At 66.5% G+C, this 18,050-nt stretch carries 19 protein-coding genes and 1 tRNA gene; 11 read left to right on the forward strand and 9 right to left on the reverse strand.

Annotation, left to right across the window (positions count from 1 at the left end; genetic code table 11):
- Positions 1-93: 93 nt before the first annotated feature.
- From QRM96_RS08460 to QRM96_RS08475, 4 genes are all read left to right on the forward strand, one after another.
- On the forward strand, positions 94-1,077 hold the full coding sequence (locus QRM96_RS08460; protein WP_285319199.1) for a DNA-3-methyladenine glycosylase family protein: 984 nt from the start codon (positions 94-96) through the stop codon (positions 1,075-1,077).
- Between the two features lie 105 nt (positions 1,078-1,182).
- Complete coding sequence (locus tag QRM96_RS08465; protein WP_285319201.1) at positions 1,183-1,773, forward strand: hypothetical protein; 591 nt, start codon at positions 1,183-1,185, stop codon at positions 1,771-1,773.
- Between the two features lie 68 nt (positions 1,774-1,841).
- Positions 1,842-3,335 (forward strand): calpain family cysteine peptidase, encoded by a 1,494-nt coding sequence (locus tag QRM96_RS08470; RefSeq protein ID WP_109044320.1) that lies wholly within the window; start codon positions 1,842-1,844, stop codon positions 3,333-3,335.
- A gap of 137 nt (positions 3,336-3,472) precedes the next feature.
- The gene (locus tag QRM96_RS08475; RefSeq protein ID WP_109044319.1) at positions 3,473-3,790 is read left to right on the forward strand and encodes a hypothetical protein; all 318 of its coding nucleotides are present in this window, start codon (positions 3,473-3,475) and stop codon (positions 3,788-3,790) included.
- Here the strand turns inward: QRM96_RS08475 and QRM96_RS08480 are convergent, their stop codons facing one another.
- Positions 3,791-5,467: an AMP-binding protein gene (locus QRM96_RS08480; RefSeq protein WP_285319204.1), complete on the reverse strand. Its 1,677-nt coding sequence runs from the start codon at positions 5,465-5,467 to the stop codon at positions 3,791-3,793.
- Between the two features lie 103 nt (positions 5,468-5,570).
- On the opposite strand from QRM96_RS08480, the gene QRM96_RS08485 reads away from it, so the two are divergent.
- Positions 5,571-5,849 carry a putative quinol monooxygenase gene (locus QRM96_RS08485; protein ID WP_018760535.1) on the forward strand — a complete coding sequence of 93 codons (279 nt, stop codon included), beginning with the start codon at positions 5,571-5,573 and terminating at the stop codon, positions 5,847-5,849.
- A gap of 69 nt (positions 5,850-5,918) precedes the next feature.
- On the opposite strand, the gene QRM96_RS08490 is transcribed toward QRM96_RS08485, so the two are convergent.
- Both QRM96_RS08490 and QRM96_RS08495 read right to left on the reverse strand, forming a co-directional pair.
- Entirely contained in the window at positions 5,919-6,356 is a 438-nt protein-coding gene (locus QRM96_RS08490; RefSeq protein ID WP_285319206.1) for a thioredoxin family protein, read from the reverse strand.
- Positions 6,357-6,448: 92 nt separating this feature from the next.
- On the reverse strand, positions 6,449-7,003 hold the full coding sequence (locus QRM96_RS08495; protein ID WP_285319207.1) for an acyl-CoA thioesterase: 555 nt from the start codon (positions 7,001-7,003) through the stop codon (positions 6,449-6,451).
- A 72-nt stretch (positions 7,004-7,075) separates the two neighbouring features.
- Between QRM96_RS08495 and QRM96_RS08500 the strand changes: the two genes are divergently transcribed.
- Positions 7,076-7,810, forward strand: a complete 735-nt coding sequence (locus QRM96_RS08500; RefSeq protein WP_285319208.1) for a potassium channel family protein — start codon at positions 7,076-7,078, stop codon at positions 7,808-7,810.
- 341 nt (positions 7,811-8,151) lie between these two features.
- Positions 8,152-9,177: a LysM peptidoglycan-binding domain-containing protein gene (locus tag QRM96_RS08505; RefSeq protein ID WP_285319209.1), complete on the forward strand. Its 1,026-nt coding sequence runs from the start codon at positions 8,152-8,154 to the stop codon at positions 9,175-9,177.
- Positions 9,178-9,425: 248 nt separating this feature from the next.
- On the opposite strand, the gene QRM96_RS08510 is transcribed toward QRM96_RS08505, so the two are convergent.
- Both QRM96_RS08510 and QRM96_RS08515 read right to left on the reverse strand, forming a co-directional pair.
- A tRNA-Tyr gene (locus tag QRM96_RS08510) sits at positions 9,426-9,507 on the reverse strand.
- A 170-nt stretch (positions 9,508-9,677) separates the two neighbouring features.
- Positions 9,678-9,932 carry a hypothetical protein gene (locus QRM96_RS08515; protein ID WP_026264315.1) on the reverse strand — a complete coding sequence of 85 codons (255 nt, stop codon included), beginning with the start codon at positions 9,930-9,932 and terminating at the stop codon, positions 9,678-9,680.
- A gap of 184 nt (positions 9,933-10,116) precedes the next feature.
- Here QRM96_RS08515 and QRM96_RS08520 point away from each other — a divergent pair, with 184 nt between their 5' ends.
- Positions 10,117-10,608: a YajQ family cyclic di-GMP-binding protein gene (locus QRM96_RS08520; RefSeq protein ID WP_018760541.1), complete on the forward strand. Its 492-nt coding sequence runs from the start codon at positions 10,117-10,119 to the stop codon at positions 10,606-10,608.
- 47 nt (positions 10,609-10,655) lie between these two features.
- Here the strand turns inward: QRM96_RS08520 and htpX are convergent, their stop codons facing one another.
- Positions 10,656-11,522, reverse strand: a complete 867-nt coding sequence (gene htpX, locus QRM96_RS08525) for a zinc metalloprotease HtpX (protein WP_285319210.1) — start codon at positions 11,520-11,522, stop codon at positions 10,656-10,658.
- A 28-nt stretch (positions 11,523-11,550) separates the two neighbouring features.
- Positions 11,551-12,822 carry an MFS transporter gene (locus tag QRM96_RS08530; RefSeq protein WP_285319212.1) on the reverse strand — a complete coding sequence of 424 codons (1,272 nt, stop codon included), beginning with the start codon at positions 12,820-12,822 and terminating at the stop codon, positions 11,551-11,553.
- Positions 12,823-12,928: 106 nt separating this feature from the next.
- Between QRM96_RS08530 and QRM96_RS08535 the strand changes: the two genes are divergently transcribed.
- From QRM96_RS08535 to QRM96_RS08545, 3 genes are all read left to right on the forward strand, one after another.
- Entirely contained in the window at positions 12,929-13,414 is a 486-nt protein-coding gene (locus tag QRM96_RS08535; protein WP_285319214.1) for a Fur family transcriptional regulator, read from the forward strand.
- A gap of 7 nt (positions 13,415-13,421) precedes the next feature.
- A complete protein-coding gene (locus tag QRM96_RS08540; protein WP_285319216.1) occupies positions 13,422-14,918 on the forward strand; it encodes a catalase in 1,497 nt (498 codons plus the stop codon).
- A 141-nt stretch (positions 14,919-15,059) separates the two neighbouring features.
- Entirely contained in the window at positions 15,060-15,695 is a 636-nt protein-coding gene (locus QRM96_RS08545; RefSeq protein ID WP_285319218.1) for a DUF2461 domain-containing protein, read from the forward strand.
- Here the strand turns inward: QRM96_RS08545 and QRM96_RS08550 are convergent.
- Positions 15,680-16,336: a TetR/AcrR family transcriptional regulator gene (locus QRM96_RS08550; RefSeq protein ID WP_285319220.1), complete on the reverse strand. Its 657-nt coding sequence runs from the start codon at positions 16,334-16,336 to the stop codon at positions 15,680-15,682. The genes QRM96_RS08545 and QRM96_RS08550 overlap by 16 nt on opposite strands.
- A gap of 79 nt (positions 16,337-16,415) precedes the next feature.
- Entirely contained in the window at positions 16,416-17,975 is a 1,560-nt protein-coding gene (locus QRM96_RS08555; protein ID WP_285319221.1) for an amino acid permease, read from the reverse strand.
- Positions 17,976-18,050: the final 75 nt, after the last annotated feature.

Genomic DNA, 18,050 nt, shown 5'->3' on the forward strand with positions numbered 1-18,050 from the left:
CCGTGCGCCAGCAGTGATCCTAGTCCCGGGCTGCGACGCGGAGAAGGGCCGATGGTCCCGCCGGTGTCGGTGGGCCGTGGGACCATGGAAGACATGACGATCGCAGACGCACCTCCCCGGCTGGCGGCCGCCGCGGACGTGTCCCTGCGCTGGTATCCGGAGGCGCCCTACAGCTTGTCCCGGACCCTTGGACCGCTGCTGCGGGGCAACAGCGATCCGTCTTTCTGCGTCCAGGGCGACGTGATCTGGAATGCCTTTACGTCCCCCACCGGCCCGGCCACCCTGCGGCTGTCCCCCGCGGGCGGCGGAGCGGGCGGCCCCTGGGTGGACGTCCAGGCATGGGGCCCGGGTGCTGCGGCCGCGGTCCAGGCAGCACCCCGGCTGTTGGGGGCCGACGACGACTGGCGGGATTTCGACGAACCCGCCTTCCATGCCACGCTGCCCCGCATGGTCCGGGAGGCACGCCGGCGCAGCCAGGCGCTGCGCCTGCCCGCGAGCGGCCGCATGGTGGACCAGTTGGTGCCCATCATCCTGGAACAAAAGGTGACGGTGGTGGAGGCCCGGCGCGCCTACCGGTACCTGGTCCACCGCTACGGGACGCCGGCCCCGAGCGCGGGGGCCTCCACTCCGGCAGGACTCATCGTGGCGCCAACAGCGGCCCAATGGCTGCAGGTCCCCAGTTGGGAGTGGCACAAGGCCGGCGTGGGTCCCCAGCGTTCCGCCACCGTCATGCGGGCGCTGCGCTCCGCCGCCGCCCTGGAGCGGCTGGCAGCGTCGCCGGCCGCGGAAGCCGCAGAAAAAATGCAGGTGATTCCCGGGATTGGAGTCTGGACCGCCGCCGAGGTGGTGCAGCGCACCCACGGCTGCCCGGACTCCATCGCCGTGGGCGACTACCACCTGGCGGCCTACATCGGGGCCGCGCTCACGGGGCGCAGGACCGACGACGCCGGCATGATCCAACTGCTGGAACCCTGGCGCGGGCACCGGCAGCGGGTGGTGCGGATGATCCAGAGCACCGGTTACCGCAAGCCCACTTTTGGCCCGCGCATGACTATCCAGGACCACCGCCGGCACTGAAACCCTCCGCGGCAGGTCAACCGGTGCTTGATCCGGACCGGGATGGGTAAGGCTAGGGTGTGGCGTCCGGCCAGGCACGGCCGGACCACGAGTGAGAGGAACCCCATGAGCTCCGATCCAGGACGCACCAACCACGCCGGCGGAGAACCCCTGGACGTGGATCCAACCGGGCAAGACCCCGCGGTGGTGGACCCGGAGGCGCACGATCCTGACGGGGAGGCCAAACTGAAGCTGCAACTGGCCATCTTCGACGTGATTCGCCGCGGGGCCACGGGCAAGAGCCTTGACGAAATCCGGGAGATGCTGCTGACCGCGTTCGCAGCGCGGGACGTTGCCCCACCACCGTTCACCTGGGTGGAGTCGGCGGCGTCCTCTGCGTTTTACGGTGAGCCCTACATCATCGACTACCCAACTGCCATCGCCGCCGACGATCTGGAGGCTGCCCCCGATGAGGCGGTGCGGGAGCGGCTGGCCGCCCGACGGAAACTGCGCGAGACCCAACTGCCGCAGGGAATCCTTCCGGCACCGTCGGAGTGGCAGATTCCCGCCAACGAGGTGACCGGCGGCGGGACGCGGCAGGCCACCCAGGCCGGAAGGAACGGGGCAGCGGTCCTGGCCTTGGTCGCACTGGCGGCGGGCGCCGTCGCCGTTGTGGCGCTACGGCTGTCCCGCCGCCCAACCGGCCGCAGTAGCTAGCGGGCAGTTCTCCCCATGCCTCCGGCGGGGCGCCTCGCGTAAGCTTGCGCCTGGATATTGGGGGAATAATGGCAGGCATTTACGGGGCGGACGTCGCCCAACTTCGCGCCCTGGGGAAGGCCCTTACCGCCTCCTCCGCGCGCTTGATGTCCACTGCCACGGCGCTGTCGAGGAACGTGGGCGAGCCAGGCACCTGGAAAGGGGCCGACGCCGAGGGGTTCCGGAACGACTGGAATGGCACGCACAGCCTCCTGCTGGGCCGCGTCATTGAGGCCCTTGCGGACGCAGGGAAGGCAGCCGCACGGCACGCGGACGAGCAGGAACGCGCCAGCGGCGCCGGTGGCGCGGCAGGCCGGACCAGTTCGGCCGGGGGCCCTCCCGGCACGGCCGCCGGGGATGCGACGTCCGATTACCTGACCGGCGGGGAGCATTCCGTGGTGCGCCACCCCGACCGCGGCGAAGCGAACCTTTCGGCGCCCGAACTGGACAGGCTCCGGGGCCTGGTCAGGGACGCTGCGTCGGGCGACAACTTCTTTGTGGGCAACGATTCGGACGTCAACAAGCTCCGTGACGCCTTGACCGGGCTCAAACCTGCCCAGCTGAACCAGTTGCTGGAGTCGTTAACCGATGATGAGCTCCGAAGCCTGGGCAGCGGCGCGGCGGCCGACGGCAAGGGACTGTTCAACTGGGAGGGAACCACGCCTTTCGAACGTCAGCAACTGCTGGACCAGTTCCTGTCCAAGGCGTCAGCAGAGCAGGTGGGGCGCCTGAAGGACCTCATCCCGTGGGCCCAGCCGGACGGGCAGGCCATGGGAGATGCAGCGAGGCCTGATGGCCCTGAGGCCAGCAGCACGGACCGGTGGATGGAACCCAAGTGGCCGGTGATCGGACAACGCCCGGGCACTGGCGACATCAGGCAGGGGCAGTACGGGGACTGCGTGGTTTTGGCCGCCGCCGGGGCCATGGTCAATGCCGATCCGGGCTGGGCCCGCGAGCACGTAACGGATAACGGCAACGGCACGGTTTCCGTCCTGCTGTTCGACAAGAACGGAGAGGAGCAGTGGGTGACCGTCACCTCGGACCTGCCGGCAAACAGCAATGGCGCACAGATGGGAGCCAAAGCAGGGTTTGGCGGCAACTGGCCTGCCTATGTTGAGAAAGCGCTGGCCCAGGTTTACACCGAGGACGACAGAAACGACGGGACAGCGGAAGGGGCGCCCCCGGACCAGGCGTACCCGCCAGGGAACTACCGCGCCATTGAAGGCAACTGGGGTCCCGACGCATTCCAGTATTTGGCGGGACCGGACGTGGAACGCACCGATGACGCCGGGAAGCTGTGGGAAGCGGCCCGCAGGGGACGCCCGGCCTTGGTCACAACACTGGGTGAAACGCCGGAGGAGGCGCCCAACGGATACCATGCCGGCCACGCCTATTTCGTGACCGGAGTTGACGAGCGGGGGAACATCGTCCTTCAAAATCCATGGGGCCCTTCCGAGCCGCGCATGCAGATCTCGCAGGACGAATTCAGCAGGCTCTTCAGCGATGCCACGGTGGCGGGCTGATGCCGCGTCCCGCCCTGCGGCTTCGCAGCCGCGTTCTCGCCTGCACGGTTTTGCCTCTGGCACTCACTCTGAGCGGCTGCTCCACCTCCGCGGAGCCGTCCCAACCGCACTCATCCCAAGCCTCAAAGGAGCCAACCATGACGTCAACGGCAAGCTGCACCCACGCTGGAACTTACCGGATCATCCCGTCTGCAAATGGCTCTTTTCCGCTTCTGCCGGACTCCCCGCGGGGCCCGGATGCCACACCGCTCGTGCGACTGTCCAGCACACACCTGAAGAATGACCCGCCGACGGCGGACCTGTCGATAGCCTTGTTCGAGGTCAGCAGCCCGGCATCGAAGGACTTTCCAGGATTGGCACTCGGGCAGGAAGCCACCTTTGACGGCTACACCGTCCGGATCACCTCGATCTGCGAGGGCGAAGTCCGATTCGACCTGGTGCAGCAGCCCGGCTAGTCAGAGCCCCAGCCGCGCCACCGCTTCCTCCCGCATCTGGACTTTGCGGATCTTCCCGGAAACCGTCATGGGGAAGTTCTCCCGGACCTCCACGTAGCGGGGAATCTTGAAGTGCGCCAGCCGGCCGCGGCAGAACTCAGCCACTGCCGCCGCGTCCAGTGGCTCCGCTCCGGGTTTGAGGATGATGCAGGCCATCAGTTCCTCGCCATATTTCGGATCCGGGACCCCGATGACCTGGACGTCCTGGATGGACGGGTGGGAATACAGGAACTCCTCAATCTCGCGCGGGTAGATATTCTCGCCCCCGCGGATCACCATGTCCTTGATCCGGCCTTCCACCACCACATAGCCGTCGTCGTCCATGCGGGCCAGGTCGCCGGTGTGCATCCAACCTTCCGCGTCGATGGCCTCGGCGGTCTTGTCCGGCTGGTTCCAGTATCCAGCCATGACGGCGTAACCGCGGGTGCAGAGTTCTCCGATCTGCCCGCGTTCAAGGTCTTCACCGGTGGCAGGATCCACGATCTTGCTTTCAAGTTGCGGCATGGTGCGGCCCACGGTCTCGGTGCGCTGGTGCAGCGTGTCGCCCTTGCGCGTCATGGTGGACACCGGGGACGTTTCGGTCATGCCGTAGCAGATGGCCACATCCACCATGTTCATCTCGGAAATCACCCGGTTCATCACCTCGATGGGGCACAGCGAGCCGGCCACCACCCCGGTCCGGAGCGTCGAAAGGTCATAGGAGCCGAAGTCCGGGAGTGCCAGCTCGGCGATGAACATGGTGGGCACCCCGTACAGCGACGTGCCGGCAAAGTCCTGCACGGCCTCGAGTGCGGCGGCAGGCGAGAAACCGCGCCCGGGGATGATGGTGGCGGCCCCGTGGCTGAGCGCGTTCAGGTTGCCGATCACCATGCCGAAGCAGTGATAGAACGGCACGGGGATGACCACCCGGTCGTGCTCGGTGTACCCCAGCAACTCGCCGATCGCGTAGCCGTTGTTGAGGATGTTGTGGTGGGTCAGCGTGGCGCCTTTGGGGAATCCCGTGGTACCGGAGGTGTATTGCAGGTTGATGGGATCATGCGGGCTGAGCTCAGCCATCCGGGCCTTCAGGGCAGCGTGCCCGACGTCGTCCGCCCGCTTGAGCAGTTCAGCGTACGTGAGTTCCGCGCCGCCTTCGGGGCTGCCGGCCGCCAGGCCGTCCAGGCCATGGTCCGGCAGGAAGACGAGTTCCTTCAGGTCCGGGCACGCGGCCAGGGCCTGGCGGGCCATGCCGACGTAGTCGCTGTTGGCGTCTGACGGCGCGGTGACCAGCATGCGCATGCCGTTCTGCTTGACGACGAATTCGAGTTCGTGGCTGCGGTAGGCGGGGTTGACGTTCACCAGGATCACGCCGGCCTTGGCGGTGGCGTACTGCAGGAGCGTCCACTCGGCGCAGTTGGGGCTCCAGATGCCCACCCGCTCCCCCTTGGCGACCCCCAGGGCGAGGAGCGCCCTGGCCAGCCGGTCGACGTCGTCGTTCATCTTGGTGTAGCTCCAGCGCCGCGCGTCGGCGCCGGGCACGGGTGCAGCCTCGATCAGTGCGTCATGGAGCGGAAAGTGCGCGGCCACGCGCTCGAAATTCGCGCCAATGGTTTCTTCCAGGAGCGGGACGTCAGTGTCCCCGGCTGTATAAGCACGCATGCTGGAACGCTACCAACAGGATCCCGGCAGGAGAAGGAAGGCGGGGCCGGACGCGGGCGCAACTCTGGGAGACGGGCCGGCGGCGCCCGGTATTGTGAAAACCATGAGTGCACCCATTGACCTGATAGCAACGTTCATCCCCAACGACGGCGAGTTCTTCCGCGTCAAACTGGCCCTGGAAATCGCCATCGACGAGGTGGTGAATGAACCGGGCTGCATCCGCTACGAGCTGACCGAGGCAACGGAGGAAAAGCTGGTGCTGACGGAGCAGTGGGCGTCCCAGGAGGAGCTGGACAAGCATTCCAAGGGCACCGCGGTGCAGGACCTGAACGAATCGCTGAGCGCACTGCTGGCCGAACCGGTCAAGGTGGAACGCGTCTAGCACAACCGTTAGACGCAGAAATGCGGGACCTCCGGAGGGAGGTCCCGCATTTCTGCGTCTAACAGCGACTTAGAAGTCGGGAATCTGGGTGCCGTCCTGGGGACCGTTCTGGGCGCCGGCGGGCTTGCCGGCCGCGGCAGCTGCTTCCTCCCGCTGGCGGGCCACATGGGCGTGGACCTCATCCATGTCCAGGGCCTTAACAGCGTCAACCACCTGCTCCAGCTGCTGGGCGTTCAGTGCGCCGGGCTGCGAGAACACCAGCACCTTTTCGCGGAAGGCCATCAATGTGGGGATGGAGGTGATGCCTGCCTCCGCCGCGAGCTGCTGTTCGGCTTCGGTGTCCACCTTGGTGAAGAGGACATCCGGATGCTTCTCGGACACGGTGGCGTACGTGGGACCGAACTGCTTGCAGGGGCCGCACCATTCTGCCCAGAAATCGACCAGGACAATATCGTTGCCTTCGATCGTGGATGCGAACTGTTCACCTGTGATGTCAAGGGTAGCCATGCGACTACGCTACGCGCCCTGGGCTGTCCGTGTCGCGGGTGTTCGCTCCCCGCGTCATCGGGAATACCCGGCGTACGACGACGACCAACGGTTCAGCTGTGGGCATCCCACAGGTGCGGGGCGGGGGTGCGGCTGCCGGGGAGGGCGCTGGTGGCGCGCCATTCGTGGATCCATTCGGGCAGCACCAGGTCCGCCGGCGGGGCACCAAACTCCGCGATGATGTCTTCCTGGCTGACCGGGCTTCCCTTGGTGACCAGCCGGGTGGCGATGTAGGCACGTGCGTAAATCTCGCCGTCGGCCACCATGCGCTGCTCAAAGAAGATCGCCTTGGTGTCCAGCCCGATGACGCGGGTCTCGATGGTGTACTCCTGCCAAAGTTGCAGCGACTTGCGGAAGGCGATGGTTTCGGCGGAAACCACCGGGCTCCAGCCGCGGCGGCGCATCCGCTTCCAGACGCCGCTGCGCACCATGAGGTCGAACCGGCCAAGGTCCATGAGGGAGAGGTACATGCCGTTGTTGACGTGCATGGCGATGTCGATGTCCGTGGGCAGTACCCGAAGCGGCAGCGACGAGGACTCCCACACGGACAGGGGCGCGCGCCGGGCGGAACGGAACAGCAGGAGCAAGGTTCTCAGGAGCAGGTGCATGCCCCAATGCTACCCGCGGGTAACATGCTGGGCACCTGCTGTTGATGGGGGCGTCGCCGTAGGATTTCCTGCATGACGCAGCAACGCTACCGCGACCTGGCGGAGTGGCCTCTGATGGCAACGGCACTGGTGTTCCTGGCAGCCTACGCGTGGCAGGTCATCGGACGGCTCGAGGGCAGCGGCGCGGACTGGCTGGAAATGGTCATGTGGGTGACGTGGTGCGTGTTCGTGCTGGACTATGCGGCGAACCTGTGGCTGGCGGAGAACCGCCGGCAGTGGTTCATCCGCAACCTCCACGAGCTGGTCATCGTGGCGCTGCCCTTCTTCCGGCCCTTGCGCCTGCTGCGGCTGGTGACGCTGTTGTCCGTTTTGCACCGCACCGTGGGCGAGACGCTGCGCGGCCGGGTGGCCACCTATGTGGCCGGTTCCGCCGCGCTGCTTGTGTTCGTGGGCGCGCTGGCAGTCCTGGACGTGGAACAGTGGGCGCCGAACGCCAAGATCCTCACGTTCGGCGACGCCCTGTGGTGGGCCACGTCCACCATCACCACGGTGGGCTACGGGGACATGTATCCCGTCACGCCCATTGGCCGGCTGGTGGCAACGGCGCTGATGATGAGCGGGATCGCCGTGCTGGGCGTGGTGACCGCGTCCATCGCATCGTGGCTGGTCCAGCGGGTGGAGGACACAGCGGAATCGGTTGCCGAAGCCGTTGAAGAGCCCATGCGGGTGGAAGTGGCGGAACTGGTGGCTGAGATCGCCCTGCTGCGCCGGGAAATCGCGGAACTGCGGGACCGCCGGGCGCTGTAGCGGCAAGTACCGCACGCTCCGGGCCTGAGTAGGGGCGCTGCCGGGGACGAGTACCGGTGCCGAAAACTCGGGTAATTCCTACTGGTGCCCGCGCGGTGGCCGGATTCCTAGACTCGGGATTCCTAGGACCACCACGCACCGGCAGGTGCACCGGGTTGCTTCCGGACGTTCCTGCCATCACGCGGAGCTCCGCATTTTCTGGGTATGCGGATGCCTCCATCTTGCACCGCCCGCGGCTCCGGCACCTGCCGGGGCCGGCGGTGCAATGGCATCGCGATCCGTCCTTGACCGGGGGCATGCACCGCATGTCCTGGCGGGACCGAACCCAGATGGGCCCACCCATGAACCAGCCTCTCCCCCCTTCCGACGGCACCAGCAGGAGCTTTGTCACCGACGAACCCCGGCCGGACCTCACCACCGGACGTCCGGTCATCAGCAACAAGTTATGGGCCGGCATGGCCACGGCGGCCGTAGTCGCCGCAATGGGCATCGGCGCCATGGCTGCCCCACCCGCGTCCCTCAGCGGAGGCACACCTGCGGCGGCGGTCCAGGTGGCGGCGGCCGCCGTTCCGTCGTCGGCTCCCGCCGTTGAATCCAGCGGGGCAGCAGAGGCCTCCGGACAAAATGCCCCCGATGCGCCCTCCGCTGCGGCCGCGCCTGTGGCCGCGCCAGCTGCGGACGCAGCCCCGGCACCGGCAGCAGCCCCCGAACCGGCTCCAGCACCCGCTCCCGCACCGGCTCCAGCTCCGGCTCCAGCTCCCGAACCGGCGGGTGACCCCAACGTCTACACCGTGGTCTCTGGCGACACGGTGGGCGGGATTGCTGCCAGCCACGGAGTGGACATGAACGCCATGCTCGCCGCCAACGGCCTGGGCGCATACAGCATCATCTACCCGGGCCAGACGCTGCTGCTGACCGGCCCCGCCATAGCGGTGGCCGCCCCGGCTCCGGCTCCAGCCGCCGCGCCCGCCCCGGCAGCAGCCCCGGCCCCCGCCCCCGCGGCGGCTCCCGCACCTGCGCCGGCACCGGCAGCACCCGCCGTACGCACCATCTACGTGGCAGGATCGGGCGGCCAGTCAATGGTGGACGCATGCATCGGCCCCATCCACTTCACCCCGAACGACGGGTACTCGCTGTTCATCACAGAGCACGACTTCTGCGGCGGCTGGGCGCGGTTCTCCGGAATAGGGGTGGGTGAGACCGTCAGCATCCCCGGCTACGGCACCTACACCGTGACCGGCCGCGGCACCGTCCCCAACCCCGGAACCACCAACGACGTGATTGCTGTCTTCGGCGGGTTCCCGCGGGCCATCCTGCAAACCTGCATCCCGGGCACCAGCACGATGCTCCTGATCGCGTTGAACTGACTGCACGTAAACCACGGCGCTGAACCGGGATTTCAGAAGCTTGTCCGCGGGTCCGAACCTTAACCGGCAGGATCCGCGGACAAGGCCATGACGCTTCGCCGGAGGGTGAGTTCGGCGTCCTTCATTGGCGGCCCGGCCGTTGCGTGGTGTCGACGACGGTCCGGCGCCGCTTCCGGGCGTCCTCCGGACCTGCCCGGAGACACGAAAAAGCCTCCGGAACCTGAAGGTTCCGGAGGCTTTTCCAAGGGTGGCAGATGAGGGATTCGAACCCCCGTAGGCGTTGCCAGCTGATTTACAGTCAGCCCCCTTTGGCCGCTCGGGTAATCTGCCGAACTTCAAAAGAAGTACCCGCCGATGCAGTGGTCGGAGCGTCCGTTTCCGGTCCGTTCCGCTTCCAGTAACCGCGGGCAAGACAACTTTACAGAACTTCCGGCGAAGAATCGAATCGGGCCCTGCAGCACCCATAATCCCCTGAAATGACGGGAAAAGACGCCCCCCGGTCAGGCTTCACCCAGGATGCGCCCTGCGAGCTTGGCTTCGAAACTGAGCGCCTGCTCTGCGGTGATCTGGTTCAACTGCACCGCCCGCTGGAGGTCGGCCCGCACGCCGTCCATCCGCGAGGACGCGTCCGCCACCGGGCTCAAAACGATCGAGGCCGCCACCGCCGCAGCGGCCACCGAGGTTGCTGCCGTTGCCACCGCCCCGGCTGCTGCTGAGGTGGTCCGGGTGACGTAACGGGCGGCTTTGCGGTGCATGATGTTCCCTTCGAGCATTTACGACTGCTCCAACTCTCGCCAGGGCGTCTTCGTTCCCGCGGTGCGTCCGCTGTGAGGGAACTGTGAATTCATCGCCACCCCCGGGTGGGGCATCCGTATTAGGCTTGATGCCAGTGATCCCGGCCCTGTTACGCGCAGGGCTCCCATCAGCAAAAGGAGAGTCATGGCAGGCGAGTCAACGTTCGACGTCGTAAGCAAAGTGGACAAGCAGGAAGTGGCCAACGCCCTCAACCAGGCCCAGAAGGAACTCACGCAGCGCTACGACTTCAAGGGCGTCGGCGCGGAGGTGGACTTCAGCGGCGAGAAGATCCTCATGAAGGCCAATTCGGAGGAACGCGTGCTGGCCGTCCTGGACGTGCTGCAGTCCAAGCTGATCCGCCGGGGCATCTCACTGAAGTCGCTGGACACCGGCGAGCCCTACGCCTCCGGCAAGGAATTCCGCCTGGAAGCCTCCATCAAGGAGGGCATCGCCCAGGACCTGGCCAAAAAGATCAACAAGCTGATCCGCGACGAAGCCCCCAAGTCGGTCAAGTCGCAGATCCAGGGCGATGAGCTGCGCGTCTCCTCCAAGTCCCGTGATGATCTCCAGGCCACCATGGCACTCCTGAAGGACTTCGAGGAAGCCGATCTGCAGTTCGTGAACTTCCGCAGCTAGGCTGCCGCCGCAGGCGTTCCCTGCGCGCACATGCGTGCAGGGAGCGGCTACAGCTGACGGCCGGCCATCCGCTCGAGCCGGGCGATCCGGTCCCGCATGGGCGGGTGGGTGGCGAACAGCTTGTTCATGGCGCCCCCACGGAACGGGTTGGCGATCATCAGGTGCGAGGCGTTGACCAGGCGCTGGTCCTGCGGCAGCGGAGCAATGCTGACGCCGCGCTCAATCTTGGCCAGGGCTGAGGCAAGCGCCAACGGATCGCCGGTCAGCTGCGAACCGTCCTCGTCGGCGTCGTATTCCCTGGTTCGGGAGATGGCCATCTGGATCAGTGACGCCGCGAAGGGCGCCAGCAAAGCCATGGCGATCATGGCCAGCGGGTTGGCGTTCCGCCGGTCTCCCCCGCCGAAGATCAGGAGCATCTGCCCCACCGAGGTGATGACGCCGGCGACGGCGGCAGCCACCGAGGAGGTGAGGATGTCGCGGTTGTACACGTGCATGAGTTCGTGCCCCAGCACACCCCGGAGCTCGCGGGCATCCAGGAGCTGAAGGATGCCCTCGGTGCAGCAGACGGCCGCGTTGCGCGGGTTGCGTCCGGTGGCGAACGCGTTGGGGTTCATGGTGGGCGAGACGTAGATGCGCGGCATGGGCTGGTTGGCGCGGGCCGAGAGCTCCCGGACAATCTGGTAAAGCTGCGGGGCCTGCGCTTCGGTGACCGGAAAAGCCTGCATGGACCGGATGGCGATCTTGTCGCTGTTCCAGTACCCGTAGAAGGTGGTGCCGACGCCGATCAGGGCCATGATCCAGATGGGGGCCGAGCTGCGCGTTCCCACCCCGATCAGGCCGCCGAGACCCAGCAGCACCGCCCACAGGACGCCAAACAGGGCCGCAGTCTTCAAGCCGTTGTGATGATTGTGCACGTTTCCTCCTCACTAAGGGAACGGTCCGCTAAGGTACCGGGTTCCGGGCGTCATACCGGCGGAATCCCGGCCGCAGCTGAGCCGCCAGCCAGGCGCCCGCGATGCACAACAGACCGCCGAGCAGCAGGACCCAGCCCTCATTCAAAATCCTAGTCGCGCCGCCGGCCAGCAGGTCGCCGATCCGCGGTCCGCCGGCCACCACCACGATGAAGACCCCTTGAAGCCGCCCGCGCAGGTGGTCCGGGGCGGCCGCCTGGAGAATGGTGTTGCGGAAGACGCTGCTGATGGAGTCCGCGATGCCGGCCAGGGCGCAGCAGACGGCAGCCGGCACCAACCACAGGGTGGCGCCGCCGCCCGGCGCCCGGCCGGCCAGCAGAACCACCAGCCCGAAGGCCCCGATGGATGCGCCCCAGCCCATGACGGAAACCACGACGGCGGTCCCCTGGCGGCGCACGCTGCCCAGCGGGCCGGAGAACAGCCCGGCAAGAAAGGCGCCGACGGCGGTGCATGCCAGCAGGATGCCCACGGTTGCCTCTCCGCCGCCGATCATCACGGCGGCAACGGCGGGCAGCAGCGCCCGCGGCTGGGCAAGGATCATGGCGATGAGGTCGATGATGAACGTCATGCGGAGGTTGGGCCGGGTGCCAAGGAACCGGAATCCCTCCACCACGGAGCGGATCCCCGCCTTGCGCTGGCCCCCGGTGGGCGCCATGGGCGGCAACCGGTACACAGCCCACAGCACAAACGCGAAGCTCACGAAATCGATGGTGTACGTCCAGCCGAAGCCCAGCCACGCGACGAGGAGGCCGGCCAGCAGGGGCCCGGCGGTCATGGCAAGGCCCAGGGAGAGCATGCTCAGGGCGTTGGCGGCAGGCAGGAGTTCCTTGCGGATGAGCATGGGAATGATGGCGCTGCGGGCCGGCTGGTTGATGGCCTGCGCCCCGCTCTGCAGTGCCACCAGCAGGTACAGCATCCACACGCTGCCCAGCTGCACCCAGGCCTGCAGGGCAATGAGGCCGGTGGTCAACCAGAGCACCGCAGTGGCCAGCAGGGCGATGCGCCGGCGGTCGTGCGCGTCCGCAATGGAACCGCCCATGAGCCCGCCCACCACCAGCGGAACCAGCGCAAAGACGCCCAGCAGGCCAACATAAAAGCTGTCCTGGGTGAGCCGGTACACCTCGAGGCTTACGGCCACCAGGGTGAGTTGGCTGCCCACGGCGGATACCGCCGAGCCGAGCCAGAGCCGGCGGAATGCGGGGCTCTCCTTGAGCGGCGTCATGTCAGCAAGCAGTTTCCCCACCCTGCAACCCTAATGTCACCTGGACCGCCTGCCGTTCACCAGGAATTGGCGGGAGGTTAGCCGCGCCTTATTGCGATAAATTCAAAATAAGTGTTTGAATGGAGCCATGACGGAGCACTTTGACGGCCAGGACGCTTGGGCTGCGGCCCTGCGCGCCCACGGCCGCAGGGTGACCAAGCAGCGGCTCGCCGTGCTGGCCGCCGTCGAACGCCACCCGCATTCACCTGCCGAAAGCATCCTGGCCGCCGCCCGGGCCGAACTGCCCGAGCTGACGGCCCAGTCTGTCTACGTGGTCCTGGGCGACCTGACGGACCTGCACATGCTGCGCCGCTTCGAGCCCCCGCACTCCCCCGCCCTGTACGAGACGCGCGTGGGCGACAACCACCACCACGCCATCTGCATCGGCTGCGGGCGGGTGGAGGACGTGGACTGCGCCGTCGGCCATGCCCCGTGCCTCACGCCCCACTGGAACCCTGACGCCAAGCCCATGACCATCCAGATCGCGGACGTCATGTACCAGGGCATCTGCCAGGACTGCCAGCGGGCCCAGCAACTTCCTCCCCACAGTCCCTCGCAAGAAAAAGAGAAATAGGAGAACAATGACTGCCGTTTCCACAACCCAGTCAGGTGCGCCGGTTACGTCCGACGCTCACTCGAAGTCAGTTGGTGCCGACGGTGCCATCATCCTGACCGACCACTACCTCATCGAAAAGCTTGCCCAGTTCAACCGCGAACGGGTTCCGGAGCGCGTAGTGCACGCCAAGGGCGGCGGCGCCTTCGGCACGTTCAAGGCCACTGAGGACATCTCCAAGTACACCAAGGCCGCGTTCCTGCAGCCGGGCGCCGAGACCGAGATGCTGATCCGCTTCTCCTCCGTCGCCGGCGAGAACGGTTCCCCGGACACCTGGCGCGATCCCCGCGGTTTTGCCGTGAAGTTCTACACCACCGAGGGCAACTACGACCTCGTGGGCAACAACACCCCCGTCTTCTTCATCCGCGACGGCATCAAGTTCCCGGACTTCATCCACTCGCAGAAGCGCCTCCCGGGCACGCACCTGCGTGACGCCGACATGCAGTGGGACTTCTGGACCCTGTCCCCCGAGTCCGCACACCAGGTCACCTGGCTCATGGGCGACCGCGGCCTGCCCGCCTCCTGGCGCGAGATGCAGGGCTACGGCTCGCACACCTACCAGTGGATCAACGCCGCAGGCGAGCGCTTCTGGGTCAAGTACCACTTCAAGTCCAACCAGGGCGTGAACTCCATGACCAGCGAGCAGGCTGAGCAGCTGGCCGGTTCCGACGCGGACTTCTACATCCGCGACCTGTCCGAGAACATCGCCGCCGGCAACTTCCCCTCCTGGGACCTGCACGTCCAGGTGATGCCGTACGAGGACGCCAAGACCTACCGCTTCAACCCGTTCGACCTGACCAAGGTGTGGCCGCACAGCGACTACCCGCTGATCAAGGTTGGCACCATGGAGCTGAACCGCAACCCGGAGAACTACTTCGCGCAGATCGAGCAGGCCACGTTTGCGCCGTCGAACTTCGTCCCCGGCATTGCCGCCTCGCCGGACAAGATGCTGCAGGCCCGCATCTTCTCCTACGCCGATGCGCACCGCTACCGCGTGGGCACCAACCACGCCCAGATCCCGGTGAACCAGCCCAAGAACCAGGTCAACAACTACAGCCAGGACGGCGCCGGACGCTACCTGTTCAACGCCCCGTCGGTTCCGGTCTATGCACCGAACTCCGTGGGCGGCCCCGCTGCGGTTGAGCCGCAGAACCCGGCCGGCGGCTGGGAGAACGACGGCGAACTGACCCTCGCCGCGCACTCCCTCCACGCGGAGGACAGCGACTTCGTCCAGGCCGGCGCGCTGTACCGCGAGGTCTACGACGAGGCCGCCAAGGCCCGCTTCCTGGAGACGATCTCCGGTGCAGTGGGCGGCGTCAAGAGCGCCGACATCAAGGAACGGGCCATCCAGTACTGGACCAACGTCGACGCCGAGCTGGGCGCCAAGCTGCGCGCCAACCTCGGCGCAGCCGACGCACCCTCGGCTCCGACCTCCCAGGCAGAGTCCGCCAACAAGGTGGGCTAGCACCGCCTTCAGGCCCGCGGGCCACAGAACACCCCGTTCCCGGGCTGCCGGGAACGGGGTGTTCTGCTGTCCGGCTGTTGTTTTTGCACATACGGCTTCCGGGATCTGGTCGGTTGCGGCAGGCAGCCCTAGGCTCCCTACATGAGTACTTTCGCAGGCATTCCCCCGGAGGCCTTTGGCTTCTACGCGCAGCTGGAAGAGAACAACAACCGCGACTGGTGGCAGGAACACAAGGCGACATATGAGGAGGCGGTGAAGCGGCCGCTCACCGCCCTGCTCGCCGAGCTGGAGCCCGAGTTTGGCCCCGCCAAGCTGTTCCGTCCCAACCGGGACATCCGCTTTTCGCTGGACAAATCGCCGTACAAGACCGCCCAGGGAGCATTCGCAGCACGGCAGGAAGGCGTCGGTTTCTACCTCCAAGTCAATGCGGACGGACTGTTGATCGGCGGCGGCTACCATTCCCACACCCCTGCCCAGCTGGCCCGTTTCCGGTCGGCCGCCGATGCTTCCGCCAGCGGGTCCGCCCTGCAGGACATCGTGGATGCCGTGGCCGGGGCAGGGTTTGCCATCGAGGGCGAGAAACTGAAGACCGTCCCGCGGGGTTTCGCCAAAGACCACCCCCGCGCCGAGCTGCTCAAGCACAAATCGCTGTCCGCCGGGGTCGAGGTAGGCCAGCCGGAGTGGGTTTCCACACCGGACGCCAAGGCGGAGATCGCGGAACGGTGGCGGAAACTCCGTCCGCTGGTGGAGTGGGTGGGCCGCTACGCAGCCCCCTGACGTCCTCCGGCCTGTGGTCCTGCGGGGTGCTGTGCTGCTGGGTGCTGTGCTGCGGCTTCGAGGCGCGTCTCGAGGTTGTTGAAGAACACGGCCAGCATGAGTTCGAAGGCCTTGGTGGCGGCATCGGGCTGGTTCATCACCACGAAATCGAACTGCAGGCCGTAGAAGGTGGACGTGAAGAGCCTGGCATCGGTGTCCGCGTACTCTTCGGGAATGCCCTGGACCATCAGCCAGTCCCGGGTCTTGTGGTGCAGCAGGCGGAAATGCTCCTGCGCGGTGCCCCGGGGCGTCGCAGCCACAACGTCCTGCGCTGTGGCCTCGAATTCGAGCCGGGTCAAGTGCCGGTTCCGCTGGGCCATGGTCCACTGCCACGAGTCGAGCAGGAATGCCCGCCACGCGTCCCGGTCAATATCGCGGACATCGGTGTTGCGCATCCGGTCCAGGCGCGACTCGATGGACACCACGATGTCGTTGATCAATTGTTCCCGGCTGCCGAAGTGGTACACCAGCGTGTAGGAACTGATCCCCAGGCCCTCGGCCAGGCTCCGGAAGCTCAGCTCGGCCAGGGTCTTGTCCATCAGGTAGTCAAGGATGGCAGCGAGCAGTTCAGTTTTGCGTTCTGAACGGGAGGGACGTGCCATACCTCCATCCTAGGAGCCGGAAACGCCACTGCCCGCCCGGCTGGGGGCCGGGCGGGCAGTTCTTGCGGGGGAAGGGACCTCAGGTCCGGGACAGCTCGTCCTCGTCATCCGACGCATCCGGTGCGTCTGCGGTGGCAGGACGGCTGTTGACGGACGCGTTGGCTTCAGCGAAGCGCTCGTTGAGCCGCGAGTGGCGCTGGCCGTAGGCGAAGTAGATGGCCAGGCCAATGACCAGCCAGAAGGCAAAGAAGATCCAGGTCTCCACGGCGAGGTTGGTCATGAGGTACAAGCAAAGGACGGCGGAGACAACCGGCAGCACCTTGCCGAACGGGACACGGAATGCCGGCTTCAGGTCCGGGCGCTTCTTGCGGAGCACCAGGATTCCCAGGCTCACCACCACGAACGCGGAGAGCGTACCGATGTTGATCATTTCCTCCAGCAGGTCCACGTTGGTAAGGCCGGCAACGAGGGCTACCGCGGCGCCGCAGATAATCTGGAGGCGCGCCGGCGTCGAACGCTTCTCGCTGGTCTTGGACAGGGCCCGGGGCAGCAGACCGTCGCGGCTCATGGCGAGCACCACGCGGGACAGCCCCATGAGGAGCACCATGATCACGGTGGTCAGGCCCACCAGGGACCCGAAGGCGATGACCTTGGCGGCCGACGTGTCACCGACCGCCTCGAAGGCGGTGGTGAGGGTGGGGCTCTTGGCCTCGGCCAACTGGGTGTAGGACACCATGCCGGTCAGCGCCAGTGACACCAGGATGTACAGCAGCGTGACCAGGGCCAGGCCGCCGAAGATGCCACGGGGAAGGGTCTTTTGCGGGTTCTTCACTTCTTCGGCCGACGTTGCGACCACGTCGAACCCGATGAAGGCGAAGAACACCAGGGCGGCGCCGGCAAAGATGCCCAGGGTGCCGTACTGGGCCGGGGCGGCACCGGTCAGGAAACCGAAGAAGGACTGCTTCAGCACATCCGCGCCGCCGGTGCCGGCGGTGGGCTCCGCCGCGGGAATGAACGGCGTGTAGTTTTCGACCTTGACGTAGGTGAAGCCCACCACGATCACGAAGAGCACCACGCCGATCTTGATCAGGGTGAAAATGTTGCCAACCCGGGCCGAGAGCTTGGTGCCCAGGACCAGCAGCACGGTGAAGATGGCCACGATCAGGAAGGCACCCCAGTAGAGGTCCACGCCGCCCAGGGAGATGGCGGGCGGGATATCGGCCCCGGTGAGCGCGAAAACCTTGCTGAGGTAGATGCCCCAGTATTTGGCGATCACGGCGGCGGCGGTGAACAACTCCAGGATCAGGTTCCAGCCGATGATCCAGGCGAGGAGTTCGCCCATGGTGGCATACGTGAAGACATAGGCTGAACCGGCCACGGGGATGGCGGTGGCGAACTCGGCGTAGCACATGATGGCCAGCGCGCAGGTGACGGCGGCGATGGCGAAGGACAGCGTGACGGCGGGGCCGGCGAAGTTCGCGGCAGCCTTGGCGCCAACGGAAAAGATGCCGGCGCCCACTGCAACGGCGACGCCCATGATCATGAGGTCCCAGGTGCTGAGGGAGCGCTTGAGCTTGCGTCCGGGTTCATCGGCGTCAGCGATCGATTGCTCGATGGATTTTGTCCGCAGAAGATTCATTGGGGGTCACAATCCTGGTATGTGATGGAAACAGACCTATCAACGATAGTGTCCATCCACTGGACGGTCCCAATT

The sequence above is a fragment of the Pseudarthrobacter sp. lyk4-40-TYG-27 genome (assembly GCF_030209295.1).
Classification (GTDB): domain Bacteria; phylum Actinomycetota; class Actinomycetes; order Actinomycetales; family Micrococcaceae; genus Arthrobacter.